Origin of the sequence: Pseudomonas sp. TAE6080 (genome assembly GCF_018732265.1) — a bacterium.
In the GTDB taxonomy this organism is placed as follows: domain Bacteria; phylum Pseudomonadota; class Gammaproteobacteria; order Pseudomonadales; family Pseudomonadaceae; genus Aquipseudomonas; species Aquipseudomonas brenneri.
The window spans coordinates 35372-52858 of record NZ_JAHIDY010000042.1 but is presented as its reverse complement, the minus strand read 5'-3'; the positions used below and the strand labels follow the sequence as shown (position 1 = coordinate 52858).

Annotated in this window: 13 protein-coding genes; 3 read left to right on the top strand and 10 right to left on the bottom strand. The window is 61.2% G+C overall.

Annotated features, from left to right (window positions below; translation table 11 throughout):
• Positions 1–245 precede the first annotated feature (245 nt).
• From KL786_RS24435 to KL786_RS24390, 10 genes are all read right to left on the bottom strand, one after another.
• Complete coding sequence (locus tag KL786_RS24435) at positions 246–1949, bottom strand: AMP-binding protein (RefSeq protein WP_215519259.1); 1704 nt, start codon at positions 1947–1949, stop codon at positions 246–248.
• A 30-nt stretch (positions 1950–1979) separates the two neighbouring features.
• Positions 1980–3278, bottom strand: a complete 1299-nt coding sequence (locus KL786_RS24430; protein ID WP_215519258.1) for an acetyl-CoA C-acetyltransferase — start codon at positions 3276–3278, stop codon at positions 1980–1982.
• Positions 3275–4177 (bottom strand): MaoC/PaaZ C-terminal domain-containing protein, encoded by a 903-nt coding sequence (locus KL786_RS24425; RefSeq protein WP_215519257.1) that lies wholly within the window; start codon positions 4175–4177, stop codon positions 3275–3277. Before KL786_RS24425 ends, KL786_RS24430 begins: the two co-directional genes overlap by 4 nt.
• Before the next feature lie 2 nt (positions 4178–4179).
• On the bottom strand, positions 4180–5523 hold the full coding sequence (locus tag KL786_RS24420; RefSeq protein WP_215519256.1) for a 3-oxoacyl-ACP reductase: 1344 nt from the start codon (positions 5521–5523) through the stop codon (positions 4180–4182).
• An 82-nt stretch (positions 5524–5605) separates the two neighbouring features.
• The gene (locus tag KL786_RS24415) at positions 5606–8131 is read right to left on the bottom strand and encodes an acyl-CoA dehydrogenase (protein WP_215519255.1); all 2526 of its coding nucleotides are present in this window, start codon (positions 8129–8131) and stop codon (positions 5606–5608) included.
• 291 nt (positions 8132–8422) lie between these two features.
• The gene (locus tag KL786_RS24410) at positions 8423–9865 is read right to left on the bottom strand and encodes an outer membrane protein transport protein (protein WP_215519254.1); all 1443 of its coding nucleotides are present in this window, start codon (positions 9863–9865) and stop codon (positions 8423–8425) included.
• 125 nt (positions 9866–9990) lie between these two features.
• Positions 9991–10506 carry an alkane oxidation protein activator PraB gene (praB, locus tag KL786_RS24405; protein WP_215519253.1) on the bottom strand — a complete coding sequence of 172 codons (516 nt, stop codon included), beginning with the start codon at positions 10504–10506 and terminating at the stop codon, positions 9991–9993.
• A 129-nt stretch (positions 10507–10635) separates the two neighbouring features.
• Entirely contained in the window at positions 10636–11130 is a 495-nt protein-coding gene (gene praA, locus KL786_RS24400) for an alkane oxidation protein activator PraA (RefSeq protein WP_215519252.1), read from the bottom strand.
• 146 nt (positions 11131–11276) lie between these two features.
• Positions 11277–12554: an alkane 1-monooxygenase gene (locus KL786_RS24395; RefSeq protein WP_215519251.1), complete on the bottom strand. Its 1278-nt coding sequence runs from the start codon at positions 12552–12554 to the stop codon at positions 11277–11279.
• Positions 12555–12880: 326 nt separating this feature from the next.
• On the bottom strand, positions 12881–13879 hold the full coding sequence (locus KL786_RS24390) for an alpha/beta fold hydrolase (protein WP_252193844.1): 999 nt from the start codon (positions 13877–13879) through the stop codon (positions 12881–12883).
• 301 nt (positions 13880–14180) lie between these two features.
• Here KL786_RS24390 and KL786_RS24385 point away from each other — a divergent pair, with 301 nt between their 5' ends.
• Genes KL786_RS24385 through KL786_RS24375 form a run of 3 tightly spaced genes read left to right on the top strand, consistent with a single transcriptional unit; the run spans position 14181 to position 17469 of the window.
• Positions 14181–15737 (top strand): flavin-containing monooxygenase, encoded by a 1557-nt coding sequence (locus tag KL786_RS24385; RefSeq protein WP_215519249.1) that lies wholly within the window; start codon positions 14181–14183, stop codon positions 15735–15737.
• Entirely contained in the window at positions 15734–16630 is an 897-nt protein-coding gene (locus tag KL786_RS24380; protein ID WP_215519248.1) for an SDR family NAD(P)-dependent oxidoreductase, read from the top strand. The genes KL786_RS24385 and KL786_RS24380 overlap by 4 nt, the downstream gene beginning before the upstream one ends.
• Entirely contained in the window at positions 16630–17469 is an 840-nt protein-coding gene (locus KL786_RS24375) for a metal-dependent hydrolase (RefSeq protein ID WP_215519247.1), read from the top strand. The genes KL786_RS24380 and KL786_RS24375 overlap by 1 nt, the downstream gene beginning before the upstream one ends.
• Positions 17470–17487: the final 18 nt, after the last annotated feature.

Sequence of the window (17487 nt, the reverse complement as noted above, 5' to 3'; positions counted from 1 at the left end):
TCGCAGCCTCGCTAAAGCTCGACAGCTCCCACAGGGGATTGGCGGTGGATCCGGGGTTTCAGTCTGAATGAAGATCAAATGTGGGAGTCCCCACTACCTCTTCGATGTAGCGCTGTCGCGCAGCAAACTGGGGGCGCCTACGAAACATCAGCTTTTAGAGGTGATTTTTAACCCTTTAAAATCAGTAGCTTATTTCATGTTTGATAAGAGCTGGCTTGCCAGCTCCTACATTAGATCGCGTTAGGTCAGCGCAACGCCCGGCGCAGGACTTTGCCCACGGTGGTCTTGGGCAGTTCCTCGGTGCGAAACTCCACAAACTTGGGCACCTTGTAGCCCGTCAGGTACTCCCGGCAATGAGCCAGCAGTTGCTCCTGGGTCAGGTTCGGATCACGGCGCACCACCACAATCTTCACCTTCTCCCCGGTCACACCGTCTTCCACACCAATCGCCGCCACTTCCGCCACGCCCGGGTGCAAGGCCACCACATCTTCGATTTCATTGGGGTACACGTTGAAGCCCGACACCAGGATCATGTCCTTCTTGCGGTCCACCAGGCGAATGAAGCCCTGTGCATTCATCACCCCGATATCCCCGGTCGACAGCCAACCCTCGGCGTCCAGCACCTCGGCGGTTTCCTTGGGGCGTTTCCAGTAGCCCTGCATCACCTGCGGGCCGCGCACCTGCAATTCGCCCTGCTCGCCGATGTCAGCCACTGCACCGTCCTCGCGGATGAAGCGCACCCAGGTCGACGGCAATGGCACGCCGATGCTGCCGGTAAATTCCATGTCGCGCATGCGTGAGATATCGATGGGGCTGATGCTCACCACCGGCGAGCATTCCGTCAGGCCGTAGCCCTCAATGATCGGCAGGCCAGTGACTTCTTTCCAGCGCTTGGCCACCGCCGTGTGCGTGGCCATGCCGCCAGCGATCACCAGGCGCAGGTCGGAAAAGTCCCGCGCACGGAACTCCGCGTTCTCCAGCAAGCCGTTGAACAGCGTATTGACCCCGGCGATCCCGTTGAAACGCTCCTTGCGCAGGATCATCTGCACGCGCTTCACGTCCCGAGGGTTGGCGATCAGGATGTTGCGCCCGCCCAGGCACATGAACATCAGGCAATTCACCGTCAGGGAAAAGATGTGATAGAGCGGCAACAGGGTGACGTTGGTTTCCTGCTGATTCTGGTCCAGTTGATCGCCGACCCACGCCTTGGCCTGCAACAGATTGGCGATGATATTGCGGTGGCTGAGCATCACGCCCTTGGCATCGCCGGTGGTGCCTCCGGTGTATTGCAGGAACGCCAGTTCTTCACGCGCCAGCGGCACCGGCGTATGGGGCTGGCCACGCCCCTGCTTGAGCACCGTGTTGAAGCGCACCGCGCCTGGCAGGTTGAAGGCCGGCACCTGCTTCTGCACGCGACGCAGGATGAAGTTCATCGCGGCGCCCTTGAAGGTGCCGAGCAGGTCGCCGATAGCGGCAATGACCACACGTTTGACTGTGCTGCCGGCCACGACTTTTTCCAGGGTGTGGGCGAAGTTTTCGAAGATCACCACGGTCTCGGCGCCACTGTCCTTGAGCAGGTGCTTGAGTTCGTGAGAGGTGTACAACGGGTTGACGTTGACCACCACCGCACCGGCCAGGAGGGTGCCCAGCAGGCAGATCGGGTACTGCAAGCAGTTAGGCATCATCAACGCCACGCGGTCGCCCTTGCGCACACCCTGGGCCTGCAACCAGGCGGCAAAGGCAATGCCCTGGGCCTGCCAGGTGGCGTAGGTCATTTCGGTGCCGATGCTGACGTAGGCCACACGGTCACGGTACTTATGCAGGTGCTCCAGGAAGACCTCGCGCAACGACGGGTAGTCCTCGATGCCGGCCTCGATGTCCGTGGGCACCCCGGGCAGGTAGGCGTTCAACCAGATACGTTCGGTTTGTTCCTGGCTCACAGCGTTCATGGCAGTCTCCTTGTTGTTGTTTTTGTACGGCTACTTTTCAACGATGGCGGTAATGCCCAGGCCACCGGCGGCACAGATGGAAATCAGCCCGCGCCCGCCACCACGCTGGTGGATGGCCTTGGCCAGTGCTGCCAGTTGACGGCCCCCGGTGGCGGCAAATGGATGACCGCAACCAAGCGAGCCGCCGTTGACGTTCATCTTGGCTCGCTCGATTGGCCCCAGCGGCGCTTCCAGCCCCAGGCGCTCACGGCAGTAGTCGACGTCTTCCCAGGCCTTGAGGGTGCACAACACCTGGGCGGCGAAGGCTTCGTGGATCTCGAAAAAATCGAAATCGGCAAAGCTCAGGCCTTCCCGCGCCAGCATGCGGGGCACCGCATAGGCCGGGGCCATCAGCAAGCCTTCGCTGCCATCGACAAAATTCACCGCGGCGGTCTCGCCGGTACGCAGGTAGGCCAACACCGGCAGGCCGCGTGCGGCGGCCCATTCCTCACTGGCCAGCAACACCACCGAAGCGCCGTCGGTCAGCGGCGTGGAGTTACCCGCCGTGAGGGTGCCGTTCTGCCGGTCATAGGCCGGGGCCAGGCTGGCGAGCTTCTCCAGGCTGGCATCGGCGCGCAGGTTGTTGTCGCGGGCCAGGCCGCGATAGGGGCTGATCAGGTCGTCGAAAAAGCCGTTTTTATAGGCCGCGTCGAGGCGCTGGTGACTGCTGAGGGTCAGTTCGTCCTGGGCCAGGCGCTTGATCTGCCAGCGCTTGGCCATTTCTTCGCAGTGCTCGCCCATGGACAAGCCAGTACGCGGCTCGCCATTGCGCGGCAGCAGCGGCTTGAAAAACATCGACGGGCGCACCTGCAACAGGCTGCGCAATTTGTTGCCAGTACCCTTGGCGCGGTTCGCCGCCAGCAGCGTACGGCGCAGGGATTCGTTGATGCCGATGGGCGCGTCAGAGGTCGTGTCGGCGCCCCCGGCAACCCCCACTTCAATCTGGCCGAGGGCGATTTTATTGGCCACCAGCAACGCCGCTTCCAGGCCGGTGCCGCAGGCTTGTTGCAGGTCGTAGGCCGGGGTTTCGGCAGACAGGGTGGTGGACAGCAGCGATTCGCGGGCCAGGTTGAAATCCCGCGAGTGCTTGATCACAGCGCCCGCAGCGAACTCGCCCAGGCGCAGGCCGTGGAGGTTGTAGCGGTCCACCAGGCCTTGCAGCGCGGCCACCAGCAAATCCTGGTTGCTGTCGTGGGCGTACACCGTGTTGGAGCGGGCAAACGGAATGCGGTTGCCGCCGACAATCGCCACGCGGCGCGTCGGGGCGGGGCTGAAGCTGTAGTCACTCATGGACGACTCTCATCAAAACGTGGATGCCAGATAAACAGGCCGCGCATATGGGGTTTGTCCCCGGCCGGGTTGCGCACCTCGAATGCACGGCGGGGGCCATCTGCCGGGGCATTCCACAGGGCGACCTGACCGGGCAGGAAAATCGGCAACTTGAACTCGCAATGGGCCTCGGCCACGTCCAGCCCGCCTGGAGGTTGTTGGGCGGCCAAGGCGCGGCCCAAGGTCCACATGCCATGGGCGATGGCCCGGCGAAAGCCGAACAGGCGTGCACCGATCAGCGAGGTGTGGATCGGATTGAAATCCCCCGAGACCTTGGCAAAACGCCGCCCCAGATCCGCCGGCAACACCCAGCGCTGAGTGTGCCGCAAGGCTTCTTCGGGCAAGGCCAGGCTGTCGCCCCAAGGCTCGCCCACCGGGTTGGCGACATCCCGACGCAGGTACAGGCTCTCGCTTTGCCACACCAACTCGCCGGCGCTATAGGCATGGGTGGCGATGCTCAAGGCCTGGCCCTTGGCATGGGCCACCCAGCGCTCGGCAAACACTTCCAGGCGCAGGGCCTGGCCCTCCTGCAGGCGTCGATGCTGGCGAATGCGATTGGCCAGATGCACCATGCCGCTGGCCGGGTAGGGAAAGCTCGGGCGCGTCAGCAGCATCAAGTGCAAGGGGAACGCCAGCACATGGGGATAGGACAACGGCACCCCTTGCTCACGCCGAAAGCCGCAGGCCCGGCCATAGGCGGCAATATCATTGGCGATCAACTCCACCGCCGAGCGTACCAGGCGCGCCTTGGGCAAGGTTGGCGCGCCCTCAAGCTTGGGCTTGCGCAGTGCCAACAGGCCGTCCAGCAGCAGACGATTGCGCGACGGGGGTGGGTCGATGATCTGTGTCACGTAGTCCATGCTCAGGCTCCCAACAGGCTTTGGCCGCACACCCGCACCACTTGGCCGCTGACCCCGCCCGAGGCCGGGTGCGCCAGCCAGGCGATGGTTTCGGCGACGTCGATGGGTTGCCCGCCCTGGGACAGGGAGTTCATGCGCCGCCCCGCCTCGCGAATCATCAGCGGGATTTTCGCGGTCATCTGGGTCTCGATAAACCCCGGCGCCACGGCGTTGACCGTGACCTGCCGCGCCGCCGCCACGGGTGCTAGGCCCTGCACCAGGCCAATCACCCCGGCCTTGGACGTGGCGTAGTTGCTCTGCCCCAGGTTGCCGGCGATCCCGGAAATCGACGACACACAGACAATCCGCCCACCCGCATTGAGCCCCTGCCCTTGCAGCAAGGCGTCGCTCAGTTGCAACGGCGCCTGGAGGTTGACCGCCAGCACACTGCGCCAGGCGGCTTCGCTCATCTTGGCAATGGTCTTGTCGCGGGTGATCCCGGCGTTATGCACCACCACATCAAATGCGCCGTGCTCGGCCACATAGGCCTGCAACTGCTGCACCGCATCGGCGGCGGTGATATCCAGCGCCCAGGCATGGCCGCCGACACTGCTGGCCGCCTGCTCCAGGGATGACAATGCTTGCGGCACATCCACGCACACCACTTGCGCCCCATCACGGGCCAGAACCTGGGCGATGGCCAGGCCGATACCGCGGGAGGCGCCGGTGACCAGGGCGCGGCGGCCGCTGAAGGGTTTGTCCCAGTCGATACTGGGCGCGCCGTCCACCGATTTTTCCAGGCGCACCACCTGCCCCGAGACATAGGCCGAACGCCGCGACAAGAAGAACCGCAGACTGCTTTCCAGGGCCTGCTCGGCACCCGGCGCGACATAGATCAATTGCACGGTGATCGCCCGCCGCAGCTCCTTGGCCAGGGACCGTACCAAACCCTCCAGGGCGCGCTGGGCGATGGCCTGGGGCAAATCCTGACAGTGCTCGGGCGCGGTGCCCAGTACCACCACCCGTGCGTGTTGCCCCAGGCGCCGGGCATTGGCGTGGAAGAATTCGTAGAGTTCGTCCAATTGCTTGAGGTCGACCACGGCGCTGGCATCGAACACTGCGCCCTGGACCTTGACCGTGGACGGTGCCTTGAGCGTGGCGGCCTGGGCCGGCACGGTGTCGGTGGCCTTGAAGATGCGCCGCACCTCGTCCGCCAGGCGCCCTGCCCCGGCGATGATCACCGGGTTGGCCAGGCCTTGCTGGCCGCTGCGGTGGCGTTGCAGGGGCAAGGGTTGTGGCAAGCCAATGGTCTGGGCCAGGCGACGGCCCCAGGAAGAATTAACAAAAGAGAGGTAGCTGTCGCTCATAAATCGATCCGTTTTCCTGACCTGCAAACCCAATCTCCTGTAGGAGCTGGCAAGCCAGCTCCTACATCGAGCTCGTTGGTCTTTAGTTCACCGGGGCGTTTTCACGCTTTCTGGTGCTGGGCTTGGCCGCTTGCTCCAAGGTTTGCTGGCGCTTTTGCAACGCCTCCAGCAAGCCAAAGTCCTGCGGGAAGTCATCCACCTGGATGCCGTGGTCGGCGTACTCCACATAGCGCGCCAGCAAGGTGTCTTCCTCGCTGGTGATCAAATCCAGGGCCCGGGCCTTGATGCGCCAGGCGGTAAAGGCCGTGGCGCTGATTGGCATCGGGTCGAGAGTGCCTTGCTTGACCGCCGCCTTGAGCCGTCCTTCGATCAACTCCACCTGTGGCAACAGGCGGAACGCCAATTCGCCGTAGGCCAACTTGTCGATTTCCGGACGTGGGATGTAGGAATTGGCCAGCAAGCGGTCGCGGCTTTCGCCGGGGGTCTGCACCAGTTCGGCGACCTGGGCCAGCAAGCGATCTGACGGTTTGCGCTGGGGAATGCCAAACGGGAAGCTCAAGCCACGAATCACTGCCGCAGCCGGCTTGGAGGGGTAATTATCGAGCACCTCAGCCAGGGCCTCATGGGCCCGCAGCAGTGCGTCCTGGACCGACCAATGGACCAGCGGCAGGTCCGCCTGGGGGCGTCCATCGTCCTCGAAACGCTTGAGCACGCAGGACAGGATGTAGAGCTGGGACAGGATATCGCCCAGGCGCCCGGTGATGCTTTCCTTGCGCTTGAGCGCCCCGCCCAGCACCCCCATGGAAATATCGGAAATCAACGCCAACACCACCGACAGCCGATTGGCCTGGCGATAGTAGGACGCCAGCGCCGGATCGGTCTTGGCCGGCACGGCAATCAGCCGCCCGCCTGTCAGCGAATGCACCGCCGCACGTACGGTATTGGCCAGGACAAAGCTCAGGTGACCGAACATCGCGCTGTCAAACTCCAGCAACGCCTTGCGCGAGTCAGTGTTGCGCGCCGCTTCCATCTCACGGAACACGTAAGGATGGCAACGGATCAGGCCCTGGCCATAGATGATCAGGCAGCGGGTCATGATGTTCGCGCCTTCCACCGTGATCGCGATGGGGCTTTGTTGATAGGCACGGGCCAGGAAGTTGTTGGGGCCCATGCAGATGCCCTTGCCGGCGACGATGTCCATGCCATCGTTGACGATGATCCGCGCACGCTCGGTGACGTGGTATTTGGCAATCGCCGAAATCACCGAGGGTTTCTCGCCGGCATCCAAAGACGCCACCGACACCTTGCGCACCGCGTCGCAGGCATACAGGTGCCCGGCCATGCGCGCCAGGGGCGCCTGCACGCCTTCGAACTTGCCAATCGGCAGGCCGAACTGCTTGCGCATCGCCGCATAGGCCGTGGTGCCGCGCACCGCCACCTTGCCCAGGCCAACGTTGGCCGACGGCAGGGAAATCGCCCGCCCGGCCGCCAGGCATTCCATCAACATGCGCCAGCCATTGCCCACTTGCTCACGGCCACCGATCACCCACTCCAGGGGGATAAACACGTCCTTGCCCGTGGTAGGACCGTTCTGGAACACCGCATTGAGGGGCCAATGACGGCGGCCACTGTTCACCCCGGGATGGGATGTGGGGATCAACGCGCAGGTGATACCCAGCGAGCCGGGCTGGCCCAGCAAGCCGTTGGGGTCTTCGGCGCGAAAGGCCAGACCCAGCACCGTGGCGATGGGTCCGAGGGTGATGTAACGCTTGTCCCAGGTCACGCTGAAGCCCAGTACTTCCTGGCCTTCATGCATGCCCTTGCAGACGATGCCCAGGTCAGGAATGGCGCCAGCGTCGGAGCCGGCATAGGGGCTGGTCAAGGCAAAGCACGGAATATCTTCACCACGGGCCAGGCGCGGCAGGTAGTAATTGCGCTGGGCATCGGTGCCGTAATGCAGCAACAGCTCGGCAGGGCCCAAGGAGTTGGGGACCATCACCGAAATCGCCGCCGCCGAGCAACGGGTCGACAGCTTCATCACCACCTGCGAATGGGCGTAGTGGGAAAAGCCCTTGCCGCCGTATTGCTTGGGAATAATCATGCCGAGAAAGCCGGCGTCCTTGGTGTACTGCCAGCCCTCGGGCGACAGGTCCTGCCAGACCTGGGTGGTTTCCCAGTCGTTTGCCATGTCGCAGAGGGTTTCCACTTCGTTGTCGAGGAACGCCTGCTCTTCGGCGCTCAAGCGGGCCGGGGCGGCTTGCAGCAGGCGTTGCCAGTTGGGTTTGCCACTGAACAGCTCGGCGTCCCACCACACGGTGCCGGACTCGATAGCCGCGCGCTCAGTGTCGGACATGGCCGGCATGATCGTGCGAAACAGGCCCAGGGCCTTGCTGGTCAACAGCGCACGGCGCAGGGGCTTGATACTCAGCAGCAGCGCCGGCAACACCACCAGCAGCGCCGCAACGCTCAGGCCAAACCCTGCGACCCCATTGAACAGATAGCCACCCGCCAACCATACCAGGCCAGCACCCAGCCACAGGGTGGCTGCCGCTTGTCGATACGCCAGGGCGATTGCCGCAGCGAGTCCTGCCAATAACCAGATAACCATGGAGATACCTCTACTTGTTCAGGGCGCGGCACGCCTATCAGCAGGTCGGTATGGCCTGCGACTGATCACCACACTACAAACTTGAATGATTAAATTCAAATTTTGTTTTGAAATTTTTATTTAATTATTTCGCGAAAAAATTCGCGGCCGAACGCGTCAGCCGAAATGCCAAAGGGGAAGGAAATCACAAGGGGTCGCGTGGGCGACCCACCGGTGCAGCACCCGGTAAACGCAGTAGAACGATGCGCCGACTACGCGTTTACGCTGGGACTACGCAGATACAACGACAGATCAGAAAGCGTAGGTAGCCGACAGGCTGACCACTTCGCCCTTGGCCTCGGACTTGCCATCGAGCGATGCCGCGCCAAGACGATCAACGTTCTTGGTCTTGAGCTTGACGGTTTCCACAAACTGGCGGGAATACGCGCCGTCGATGCTCAGGCCAGGAATGGCGCGGATGTTGTAGCCAAAGCCCAGGGAGGCGAAGGTGCGATCACCATCCGGGATACGTGGGTCACGGGTGGAGTTGCGGGTTGGGGTCTGGTCGAAGGCCACACCGGCACGCACGGTAAAATCATCCGTGAGTTTGTAGTCGCCACCGAACGAATACATCCAGGTGTTCTTGTACTTGTACGGGATCGACACGATGGTGCTGCCATTGGACTTCAAGGTCAGCGCCTCGAAGGATGACCACTGGGTCCAGGTCACGCTGGCGCCCAGAGTCAGGCGGTCAGAGAAGTCGTGTACCCAGTCCAGGGACGCGTTGGCAGGGATATCCAGTTGCGTGGAGGCATTGGCACCGCCCGGATACAGCTTGAGGCCAGGGTAAGCCAGCTCGACCAGGGTTTTACCGTCGAGTACAGGGGTAGTCATCAGCCCTTCCGAGCCTGGATCAGCGTACATGTTGTACTTGCCTTCCAGCTTGTTCTTGATCTTGGCGTGGTAGTTCAAGCCCAGGGTGTCTTGCGCCGTGGGTTTCCAGGTCATCCCTGCAAACCAGCCCAGAGAGTTGTTGTCGACCTTGACGCGCATCAAGGCGAAGCCCTGGCCAGCCGGGAACGGAATCATCCCGAAGTCCGGCGACTGCGCGGCGGCGGCATACAGGTCGACGTTCTGGCTTACAAAGCCTTTGGTGTGCTGGAGAATGGCACCCCCACCGATGGAAAACTCATCATTGACCTTGAACGACAGCGAGCCGGTCAGGCCCACGGTTTCGATGCGGGTATCCACCGCAAAATCGCGGCCTTTCCAGTCTTCATCCCAGGTTGTGCGAGCACCCATAGGGACTACTTGACTCAGGCCAAAGGCAAAACGATCGTTGATAGGAATCACCATGAAGCCAGTAGGTACCCATGCTTCGAATCCGCCTTGCCCGCCGTCACCGGTGCGCGGGGTCGATGTTATGTCGCCGGTATTGGGATCATAGACCGTGTTGGACGTCGGATTGCCTGCGTAGTCATACGCCGATCCTTTGTATTTGATGTCGATGTTTGCGTAGTTGATGGTGAACTGCGAGATGGTCTTGTCAATGAAAGCCATGGCAGCCGGGTTGTTGTAGGCGGCTGACGGATCGTTCTTAAACATCGACCCACCACCAAATGCACGTCCCCAGCCAGCAGTGTTGGCAGTTGGCGTCATGAAGCCTCCCGCCTGAACGGTGCCTGCCGAGGCTATCAGCCCGCCCAACAAAGCCAGGCCTAACAACGCCTGAGCCTGCTGCTTCTTATTATTCATGCGTCACTCCTTATTGTTTTTATTTGTCACAGCCGGTTGGACCGAACGGCTTTACCTCAACAGATGCCTCTGACGAGGCACCTGTTTTTCACGGGGTGATCAACCCTGTTTAGGAAGTTCCAACATCAAGGAATGATCGTGACGCCGGTAGCGCCCACGTTCAGCGTCACCACCGTGCAACTGCCGCTAAGCGGTTGGTTGGTCGCAGCGAGAGTGATGCTTGGAGAGGGTGTTGGGGTTGATGACAGCGCCACATCAATAGATGAAGGGCCGCAGTTGGTTGCAGGGAACGAGGTGATCGTGTAACCCACGTTGTGAGCTTTCCCGGCAGTTGTGCTGGTGGCTTCCAGCACCCAAGGCAAACCAGTGATATTGGGCAGGTTGCACAGCGTGCTTGATCCTGGAGAGATGGTTACATTGGTGATATCTGCCTTGCCATCAGGACGCACCTTGCCTTCGAATACAGCCTTACACGTTACGGGCTGCTGAAACGACGAAGGTGATTTAACAACAATGCTCCCAGTAGCCCCTGTAGTAAACGTCGCTCCAATTGGGCTAAAAGATGCCGCACTGGCCATCGAAGCCGCACCAAAGCACAGAGCAAACGAACTTACACAAACGAGGGTTTTGAAACTTTTCATTATTTTTCCTCACATGTATGGCGAGTCATTTCGCCGGGGTAATGGCCATGATCGAGAGGTCACGGAGAAACAGCAGAACTTCCCTTTCCAGCCAAATTTCAATTCATCTACCGCTACAAATTCGGGTGTTTACTCGACGACTTTGAACGTCGGCGGCATCTTGATCGACACGGTCTTGATCTTGCAGTCTTCGCCAATCGGCACATTGGCCGCCTCCAACTTGCCGGTGGCGTTATCCCAGGTGCCTTCGGCGGTGGATGGGCCGCACTTGCCGCCCAGGCCAAAGGCGTGCACGTCGACGCTGATCTTCGACATGGAGCCGCTCTTGGTGTCCTTGGCCACGAGGATCCACGGCAAGTTGATGGCTTCGACGCGGCTGCACTTGAGGCCACCGTCGAACTCGACCTTGTCGACATTGACTTGCGAGCCATCGGCCGCGACCTTGCCGGCCACCTTGATGGTGCAGTCGGCGCTGATCAGCGTGCCCTTGGAAAAGCTGATGGGGCCCTGGGCAGTAAAGGCACTGCCGGCGGGTTCGATACGCGCGGCCTGGGCCTGGTGATAGGCAATAAGACCCAGTGCTGCGAGCAGGATATGAGCAGTGAACTTGGCAGGCGTTTGCATGGTGTACGTCCTTCCCTTGATTTTATTTTTGTCAGGGTCAAACAACTTTCTTGCAACTAAGCAGCACTCGAAACCGGCAAACCGTGGGCGATGAAAACCTGCGCGATACACAGATCCCGAGTGCGCCCTACAACGGTTAAATCACATTAGAAGGTGCTGGTATTACCGTACTTCTCCAGTATCTTCAGGCGTTTGGATGGCTGGATATTGGCCAGGGTGACATCCCCCGAATAATGCCGAAGTACTCGGTGATCCATACGTCGGCGCCACAAGTAAGGGACATAGGCCCAGACAATCATGCTGGCGTAGCCATACGGCAGTTGTGGCGATTCATCAAAGTGGCGCAGCGACTGATAACTGCGGGTCGGGTTGGCGTGATGATCGGAGTGACGCTGCAACTGGAACAGGAAGATATTGGTGACAATCCGGTTACTGTTCCACGAATGGCGCGGCGAACACCGCTCATAGCGACCATTGGGCAACTTCTGGCGTTTAAGCCCGTAGTGCTCGACATAGTTCACCACTTCCAGCAACGAGAAGCCGTAGATACCCTGGATCAACAGGAATGGAATCACCGCCACACCCAGCCAGGCAATCATTGCGCCCCACAGCACCACGCTGTACATCCAGGCGCTGAGCACACCGTTCCTCCAGTGCCAGGCTGGCAGGCCGAGTTTGCGCAGGCGTTCGCGCTCCAGGTTCCAGGCCGAGCGCGCACTGAACCACACCGAGCGCGGCAGGAAGGCCCAGAAGCTCTCCCCCAGCCTGGAACTGGCCGGATCTTCCGGGGTGGCGACGCGTACGTGATGGCCACGGTTGTGTTCGGTATAGAAGTGCCCGTAGAAGGTCGGCGCCAGGGTGATCTTCGCCAGCACGATCTCCAGCAGGCGCGGCTTGTGCCCCAGTTCATGGGCGGTGTTGATCGCGATCCCGGTGGCGGCGCCGGTGGACATGGCCATGCCCAGGTAGGTGAACCAACTGACCTCGCCGTGCAGTTGCACCCGGGCAGTCAGGAAGCTGGCGGTTTGCGCCATCCAGCTCGATGGGTCCATGGACGCCGTGAGTTGCAACAGCCCACCGTTGATCATCCAGTCAATGCCGCTGACGGCCATCCAACCGGTCATCACCAGGGAGGAAATCACCAACAGCACCCCGGTGTAGACAATCCAGCGATAGTACTTCTGCGATTCAAGGCCGCTGACCGCAGATTCCGGCGGGTTGCTGACGTCTTCGCCAAGCAGGCCGTCGATCAGCGGGATCAGGCCGAAAATCACCAGCACACCCACCCACCACAGTTCTTGTACACCGGTGGTGATGGCCAGGGCGCCGGACAGTAGCGGGGTTGCCAACGGCATGATGCCGAGCCACCACAGATGGCGCTTGCCATCGGTCCAGACGTGCGGGGCAGCCAGGGTCTGATTCATGGCAACCTCCGGGCGCACTGCGCACCAGGGAGTGGGAGCGAAGCAACAGGGGCAGAAAACAGGTTCAGGCAGCAGTGAAAGCCACTTGAAATCAACCATGCGATAAAAGGCGTTTTTTTCATTATTTTATTCGCTCTTAGGCATTTCAAAAATCATTTCAAAATAAATATTGAAATATTTTTTTAAATAAATAGCGCGGAACCGTTAGGTCGTCAACTACTTTTTCGAGGCCTTTTCGACGTGACCGGGCAGTCTCTTTTTCATCCATTCGGTCAGGTGTCTAGGGCAAGCGTTACCGCGTCTCGACCACGCCGTGGGGTTCATGATTATTTACTCGCCAACGCAAACGGCGGATGCAGGACAGTGGCGCTTTCCACCGGCTGGCGGCGTTTGGCAACCTGTTGGGCCAGTGCGGCCACCCGCTCTGTCGCGGTGATCGGCAGCATATGGCCGCGGCCCTCGACCAACTGCAGCTTCAACCCCGGCACCTTGTCTGCCAGGGCCTGGCCGTGTTTGCGAAAGTCCAGCACCTTGTCCCGCGAACCATAGATCAGGCCGATGGGCAGGCGCAGTTGGGGGTAGCGCTTGACCATATCCGGCAGGTAATCATTGACCAGGCCGATTTCGGTGGAGGCGGCATAGAAGTTGTCAGGGCGCATCCCCAGCATCCCGCCGCCACGGGTGGCGAAGTCGGCCGGTGCCGGGTCGGGGGCGAACACTGCCTTGACCACTGCGCCGCTGGTGAGCATGCCGATGGGCACCGTCAGCGTGCGCGACACCCAGCGCCGCAGCCAGGCCGGGCGCACGGCCAGAGAGAGAAAGACCAGGGGAAGCATGCGTTGGGGATGGGTCAATGGCGCCACCAGCACCAGCCCGGACACCGCGTGGGGATGGTCCAGGGCCAGGGCCAGGGAAATCGCCCCGCCCAGGGAGTGCCCCAGCACCAGGGGCTGGCCCAGGTCCAGGGTCTGGATAAAGGTCGCCACTTGCCGGGCCTGGCTTTGCAGGTCGGCGCCGGTGCCTTGATGCCGGGTGGAATAGCCTGAACCGGGGCGGTCCAGGGTGATCACCCGAAAGTGCTCGCGCAATTGCGCGGACAAGGCATACGTCAGGTTGCGACTGCTGCCCATCAAGCCGTGGATCATCACCAGCGACGGGCCCTTGCCCTCGTCTACATAATGAAAGCGCTCGCCATCCACCTCCAGAAAGCGCCCGTTGCTTGGAACAGCCGCTTCGATACGACGCGTCATCCAGGCACTCAAGCCCCACAACGCCGCACTTGCGCCGATAAACACACCCGCAGCGACAACCCATTCGACAGCCATAGCTCGGTCCTCTGCTTCCCTGCTGCTGGCGATCCGACCGGTATTGGTCAAGACCTCAGCCATCGTCCACACCCTGGACTTCAACTACGTGCGCAAAAGGTTCGTCCGTCGGACAAATCGCACATAAAGGACAAGGCTCTAGCGTAGGCGATATTTTCAGGTAGATTATTTAAAATCTTTTTTAAAATAATAAATACAATTTTTCTTTGCAATGGTGTTCTATCTAAAAGCCAAAAACAAAAACAGGAGCACATCCGATGTCAAAACCCGTCAGGCGCCCACAGCCCACGAGGGACACCCTATGAATGCCTCTACCCGCCCGAGCGGCCCGGCAGATTGCGTAGACATCGCCATCATTGGCTCAGGCTTTGCCGGCCTGTGCATGGCGATCAAACTCAAGCAAGCCGGGCTCGACGACTTCTTCATCGCCGAACAGGCCGATTCCCTGGGTGGCACCTGGCGCGACAACCACTACCCGGGCTGCGCCTGTGATGTGCAATCCCACGTCTATTCGTTTTCGTTTGCGCCCAACCCGGACTGGACCCGCCAGTTCGCCCCCCAGGCGGAAATCCGCGCCTACCTGGAGCAATGTGCGCAACGCTTTGAATTGGCGCCGTACCTGCGCTTTGGCATGGGTCTTACACGGGCGGTGTTCGATGAGCAACTGCAACGCTGGCAGTTGCAGTTCAGCAATGGCCGCCACGTCAGTGCGCGGGTGCTGGTGTCGGGGATGGGCGGTCTGTCACGTCCGGCGCTGCCGGATATTGCGGGGCTGGACAGTTTCAAGGGCAAGCGCTTTCACTCCCAGCAGTGGGACCACGAGTATTCATTGAAGGGCAAGCGCGTGGCGGTGATTGGCACCGGCGCCAGTGCCATCCAGTTCGTGCCGCAGATCGCCCCGCAGGTGGCGCACCTGGACCTGTTCCAGCGCACCCCGCCGTGGATCATGCCCAAACCGGACCGGCCCATTTCACGTGTTGAGCGCTGGGCTTTCAAGCACCTGCCGTTCACCCAGCGCCTGGTGCGCGGGGCCTTCTACTGGGCCCTGGAAGGTCGAGTCGTAGGGTTTGCGCTGCACCCGCGGCTGATGAAAATGGTGCAGAAAATCGCCCTGCGCCATCTGCACAAACAAGTGGCGCGCCCTTCCCTGCGCAAGGTGCTGCGGCCGGACTACACCATCGGCTGCAAGCGCGTGCTGATCTCCAATGACTACTACCCGGCGCTGTCACGCAGCAATGTCGAGGTGGTCACCGAGCATGTGCTGCGGATCGAAGCCGACGGCGTCATCACCGCCGATGGCATCAAGCACCCGGCTGACTGCCTGATCTTCGGCACCGGGTTCCAGGCCGCCGATCCCCTGCCCCGCGACTGCATCATCGGGCGCGACGGCGTGGACCTGATGGACACCTGGCGCGATGGCGCCCATGCGTACAAGGGCACCACCGTGCCGGGTTATCCAAACCTGTTCCTGATCGTCGGGCCCAACACCGGGCTGGGCCACAACTCGATGATTCTGATGATCGAGGCGCAAGTCACCTACATCCTCGACGCCCTGCAACAGATGCGCCGCCAGCAAATTGCCACGGTGGACGTCAAGCCAGCGGTGGAAAGCGCCTACAACCTGCACATCCAGGCAAAACTCCAGCGCACCATCTGGAACACCGGCGGCTGCCGCAGTTGGTACCTCGACCCGCGCACCGGCAAAAACACCACGTTGTGGCCCGGTTCGACTTGGCGCTTCAAACAGGTCACCCGCCAGTTCGCCTTGCGCGATTATCACGTCACGCCGTTGGTTAGCGGCACCGCACTGCATCCCCTCGCGCAGCCCCACTCCACCGCAGAAGGAAGCCTGTCATGAAGTCATTCAATGGCCGTGTGGCGGCCATCACCGGGGCCGCATCAGGCATGGGTCGCGCCTTGGCCCTGGCCCTGGCGCGCGAGGGGTGTCACCTGGCGCTGGCAGACAAGAACCAGGCTGGTTTGCAAGAAACCGTGGAGCTGATCCAGCGCGGCACCCTGGCACCGGTCCGCGTGACCTCCCGGGAGGTGGATGTGTCCGACCGCCAGGCCATGGAGGACTGGGCAGCCAATTGTGCGGCGGAGCACGGCCAGGTCAACCTGATCTTCAACAATGCCGGGGTGGCCTTGTCGAGTACCGTGGAAGGTGTGGACTACGCCGATCTTGAGTGGATCGTCGGCATCAACTTTTGGGGCGTGGTCTACGGCACCAAGGCCTTTCTGCCCTACCTCAAGGCCAGCGGCGACGGGCATGTGGTCAACACCTCCAGCGTGTTCGGCCTGTTCGCCCAACCCGGCATGAGCGGCTACAACGCCACCAAGTTCGCGGTGCGCGGCTTCACCGAATCCTTGCGCCAGGAGTTGGATTTGCAACGCAGCGGGGTCTCGGCCACCTGCGTGCATCCTGGCGGGATCCGCACCGATATCTGCCGCAGCAGCCGGATCGACGCGAACATGACCGGGTTCCTGATCCACAGCGAACAACAGGCCCGCGCCGACTTCGAGAAGCTGTTTATCACTGACGCCGACCAAGCCGCCAAGGTGATCCTGCAAGGCGTACGCAAGAACAAGCGCCGCGTGCTGATTGGCCGCGATGCCTACGTCCTGGACTTGCTCGCACGCTTTCTGCCGGCGGCCTATCAGGCGCTGGTGGTCTTTGCCAGCCGGCGCATGGCGCCGAAAAAGCGCAAGGCCCCGGCGCCCACCCCCATCACTGAACAGGAGTCGCCATAATGTTGCCCATTCGCCGCGACCTGCATTTTGCCCTGCCCGCCGAACGCATCAAGGACTGGCACGAGCAAGGTCCCTTTATCACGCATTTTTTCAATGCCCTATCGCTGCTGTTTCCCCAGGGTGAACTGTTCTTCATGGACAGCGTGCGCCACTATCGCCAGCGCATCGACGACCCGGTATTAAAGAAGGAAATCCAGGGGTTTATCGGCCAGGAAGCCATGCACAGCCGTGAACATGTGGCCTATAACGACCTGCTGCAAGCCGCCGGGCTGCCGGCACATCTGCTCGACCGTCGGTTGAAATTCATCCTCGACCTGCAAAAGAAGCACTTGCCGCCGTCCTTCAACCTGGCGGTGACCATTGCCCTGGAACACTACACCGCGATGCTCGCGGAAATCCTGCTCAGCGATCCCACGCGCTTTGGGGATTCGCTCAAGGGCTACCAGCAGATGTGGTATTGGCACGCGCTTGAAGAAACCGAGCACAAGGCCGTGGCCTTCGATGTGTGGAACCGCGTGATCAAGCCAGGGCCCAGGCGCTATTTGCTGCGCACCGGGACCATGCTGTTTACCACGGTGTTTTTCTGGCTGGTGGTGTTTGATTTCCACCTGCGCCTGCTGTTCGCCGACCGCCGCGCGGGTGGGCATCTGAAAGGGTTCTGGCGGATGTTGAAATTTCTCTACGGCGCCAGGGGCGTATTCCCGCGCATGGCCCGGCCGTGGCTGCATTACTTCAAGCCGGGGTTTCATCCATGGGATCACGACAATCGCGCGCGGTTGGAAGGGATCGATAAGCTGGTCGAAGAGATAGAGCGCACCAACGCCGTTGCCGGGGCCTGACCCTATAGGTTTGGCCGA

What these genes read in the sequence shown, in the direction of transcription:
- KL786_RS24385 (WP_215519249.1), top strand. Translation starts at nt 14,181, where the DNA reads ATGAATGCCTCTACCCGCCCGAGCGGCCCGGCAGATTGCGTAGACATC.
- KL786_RS24375 (WP_215519247.1), top strand. Translation starts at nt 16,630, where the DNA reads ATGTTGCCCATTCGCCGCGACCTGCATTTTGCCCTGCCCGCCGAACGC.
- KL786_RS24420 (WP_215519256.1), bottom strand. Translation starts at nt 5,523, where the DNA reads ATGAGCGACAGCTACCTCTCTTTTGTTAATTCTTCCTGGGGCCGTCGC.
- KL786_RS24410 (WP_215519254.1), bottom strand. Translation starts at nt 9,865, where the DNA reads ATGAATAATAAGAAGCAGCAGGCTCAGGCGTTGTTAGGCCTGGCTTTG.
- KL786_RS24415 (WP_215519255.1), bottom strand. Translation starts at nt 8,131, where the DNA reads ATGGTTATCTGGTTATTGGCAGGACTCGCTGCGGCAATCGCCCTGGCG.
- KL786_RS24425 (WP_215519257.1), bottom strand. Translation starts at nt 4,177, where the DNA reads ATGGACTACGTGACACAGATCATCGACCCACCCCCGTCGCGCAATCGT.
- praA (WP_215519252.1), bottom strand. Translation starts at nt 11,130, where the DNA reads ATGCAAACGCCTGCCAAGTTCACTGCTCATATCCTGCTCGCAGCACTG.
- KL786_RS24380 (WP_215519248.1), top strand. Translation starts at nt 15,734, where the DNA reads ATGAAGTCATTCAATGGCCGTGTGGCGGCCATCACCGGGGCCGCATCA.
- KL786_RS24435 (WP_215519259.1), bottom strand. Translation starts at nt 1,949, where the DNA reads ATGAACGCTGTGAGCCAGGAACAAACCGAACGTATCTGGTTGAACGCC.
- KL786_RS24390 (WP_252193844.1), bottom strand. Translation starts at nt 13,879, where the DNA reads ATGGCTGTCGAATGGGTTGTCGCTGCGGGTGTGTTTATCGGCGCAAGT.
- praB (WP_215519253.1), bottom strand. Translation starts at nt 10,506, where the DNA reads ATGAAAAGTTTCAAAACCCTCGTTTGTGTAAGTTCGTTTGCTCTGTGC.
- KL786_RS24395 (WP_215519251.1), bottom strand. Translation starts at nt 12,554, where the DNA reads ATGAATCAGACCCTGGCTGCCCCGCACGTCTGGACCGATGGCAAGCGC.
- KL786_RS24430 (WP_215519258.1), bottom strand. Translation starts at nt 3,278, where the DNA reads ATGAGTGACTACAGCTTCAGCCCCGCCCCGACGCGCCGCGTGGCGATT.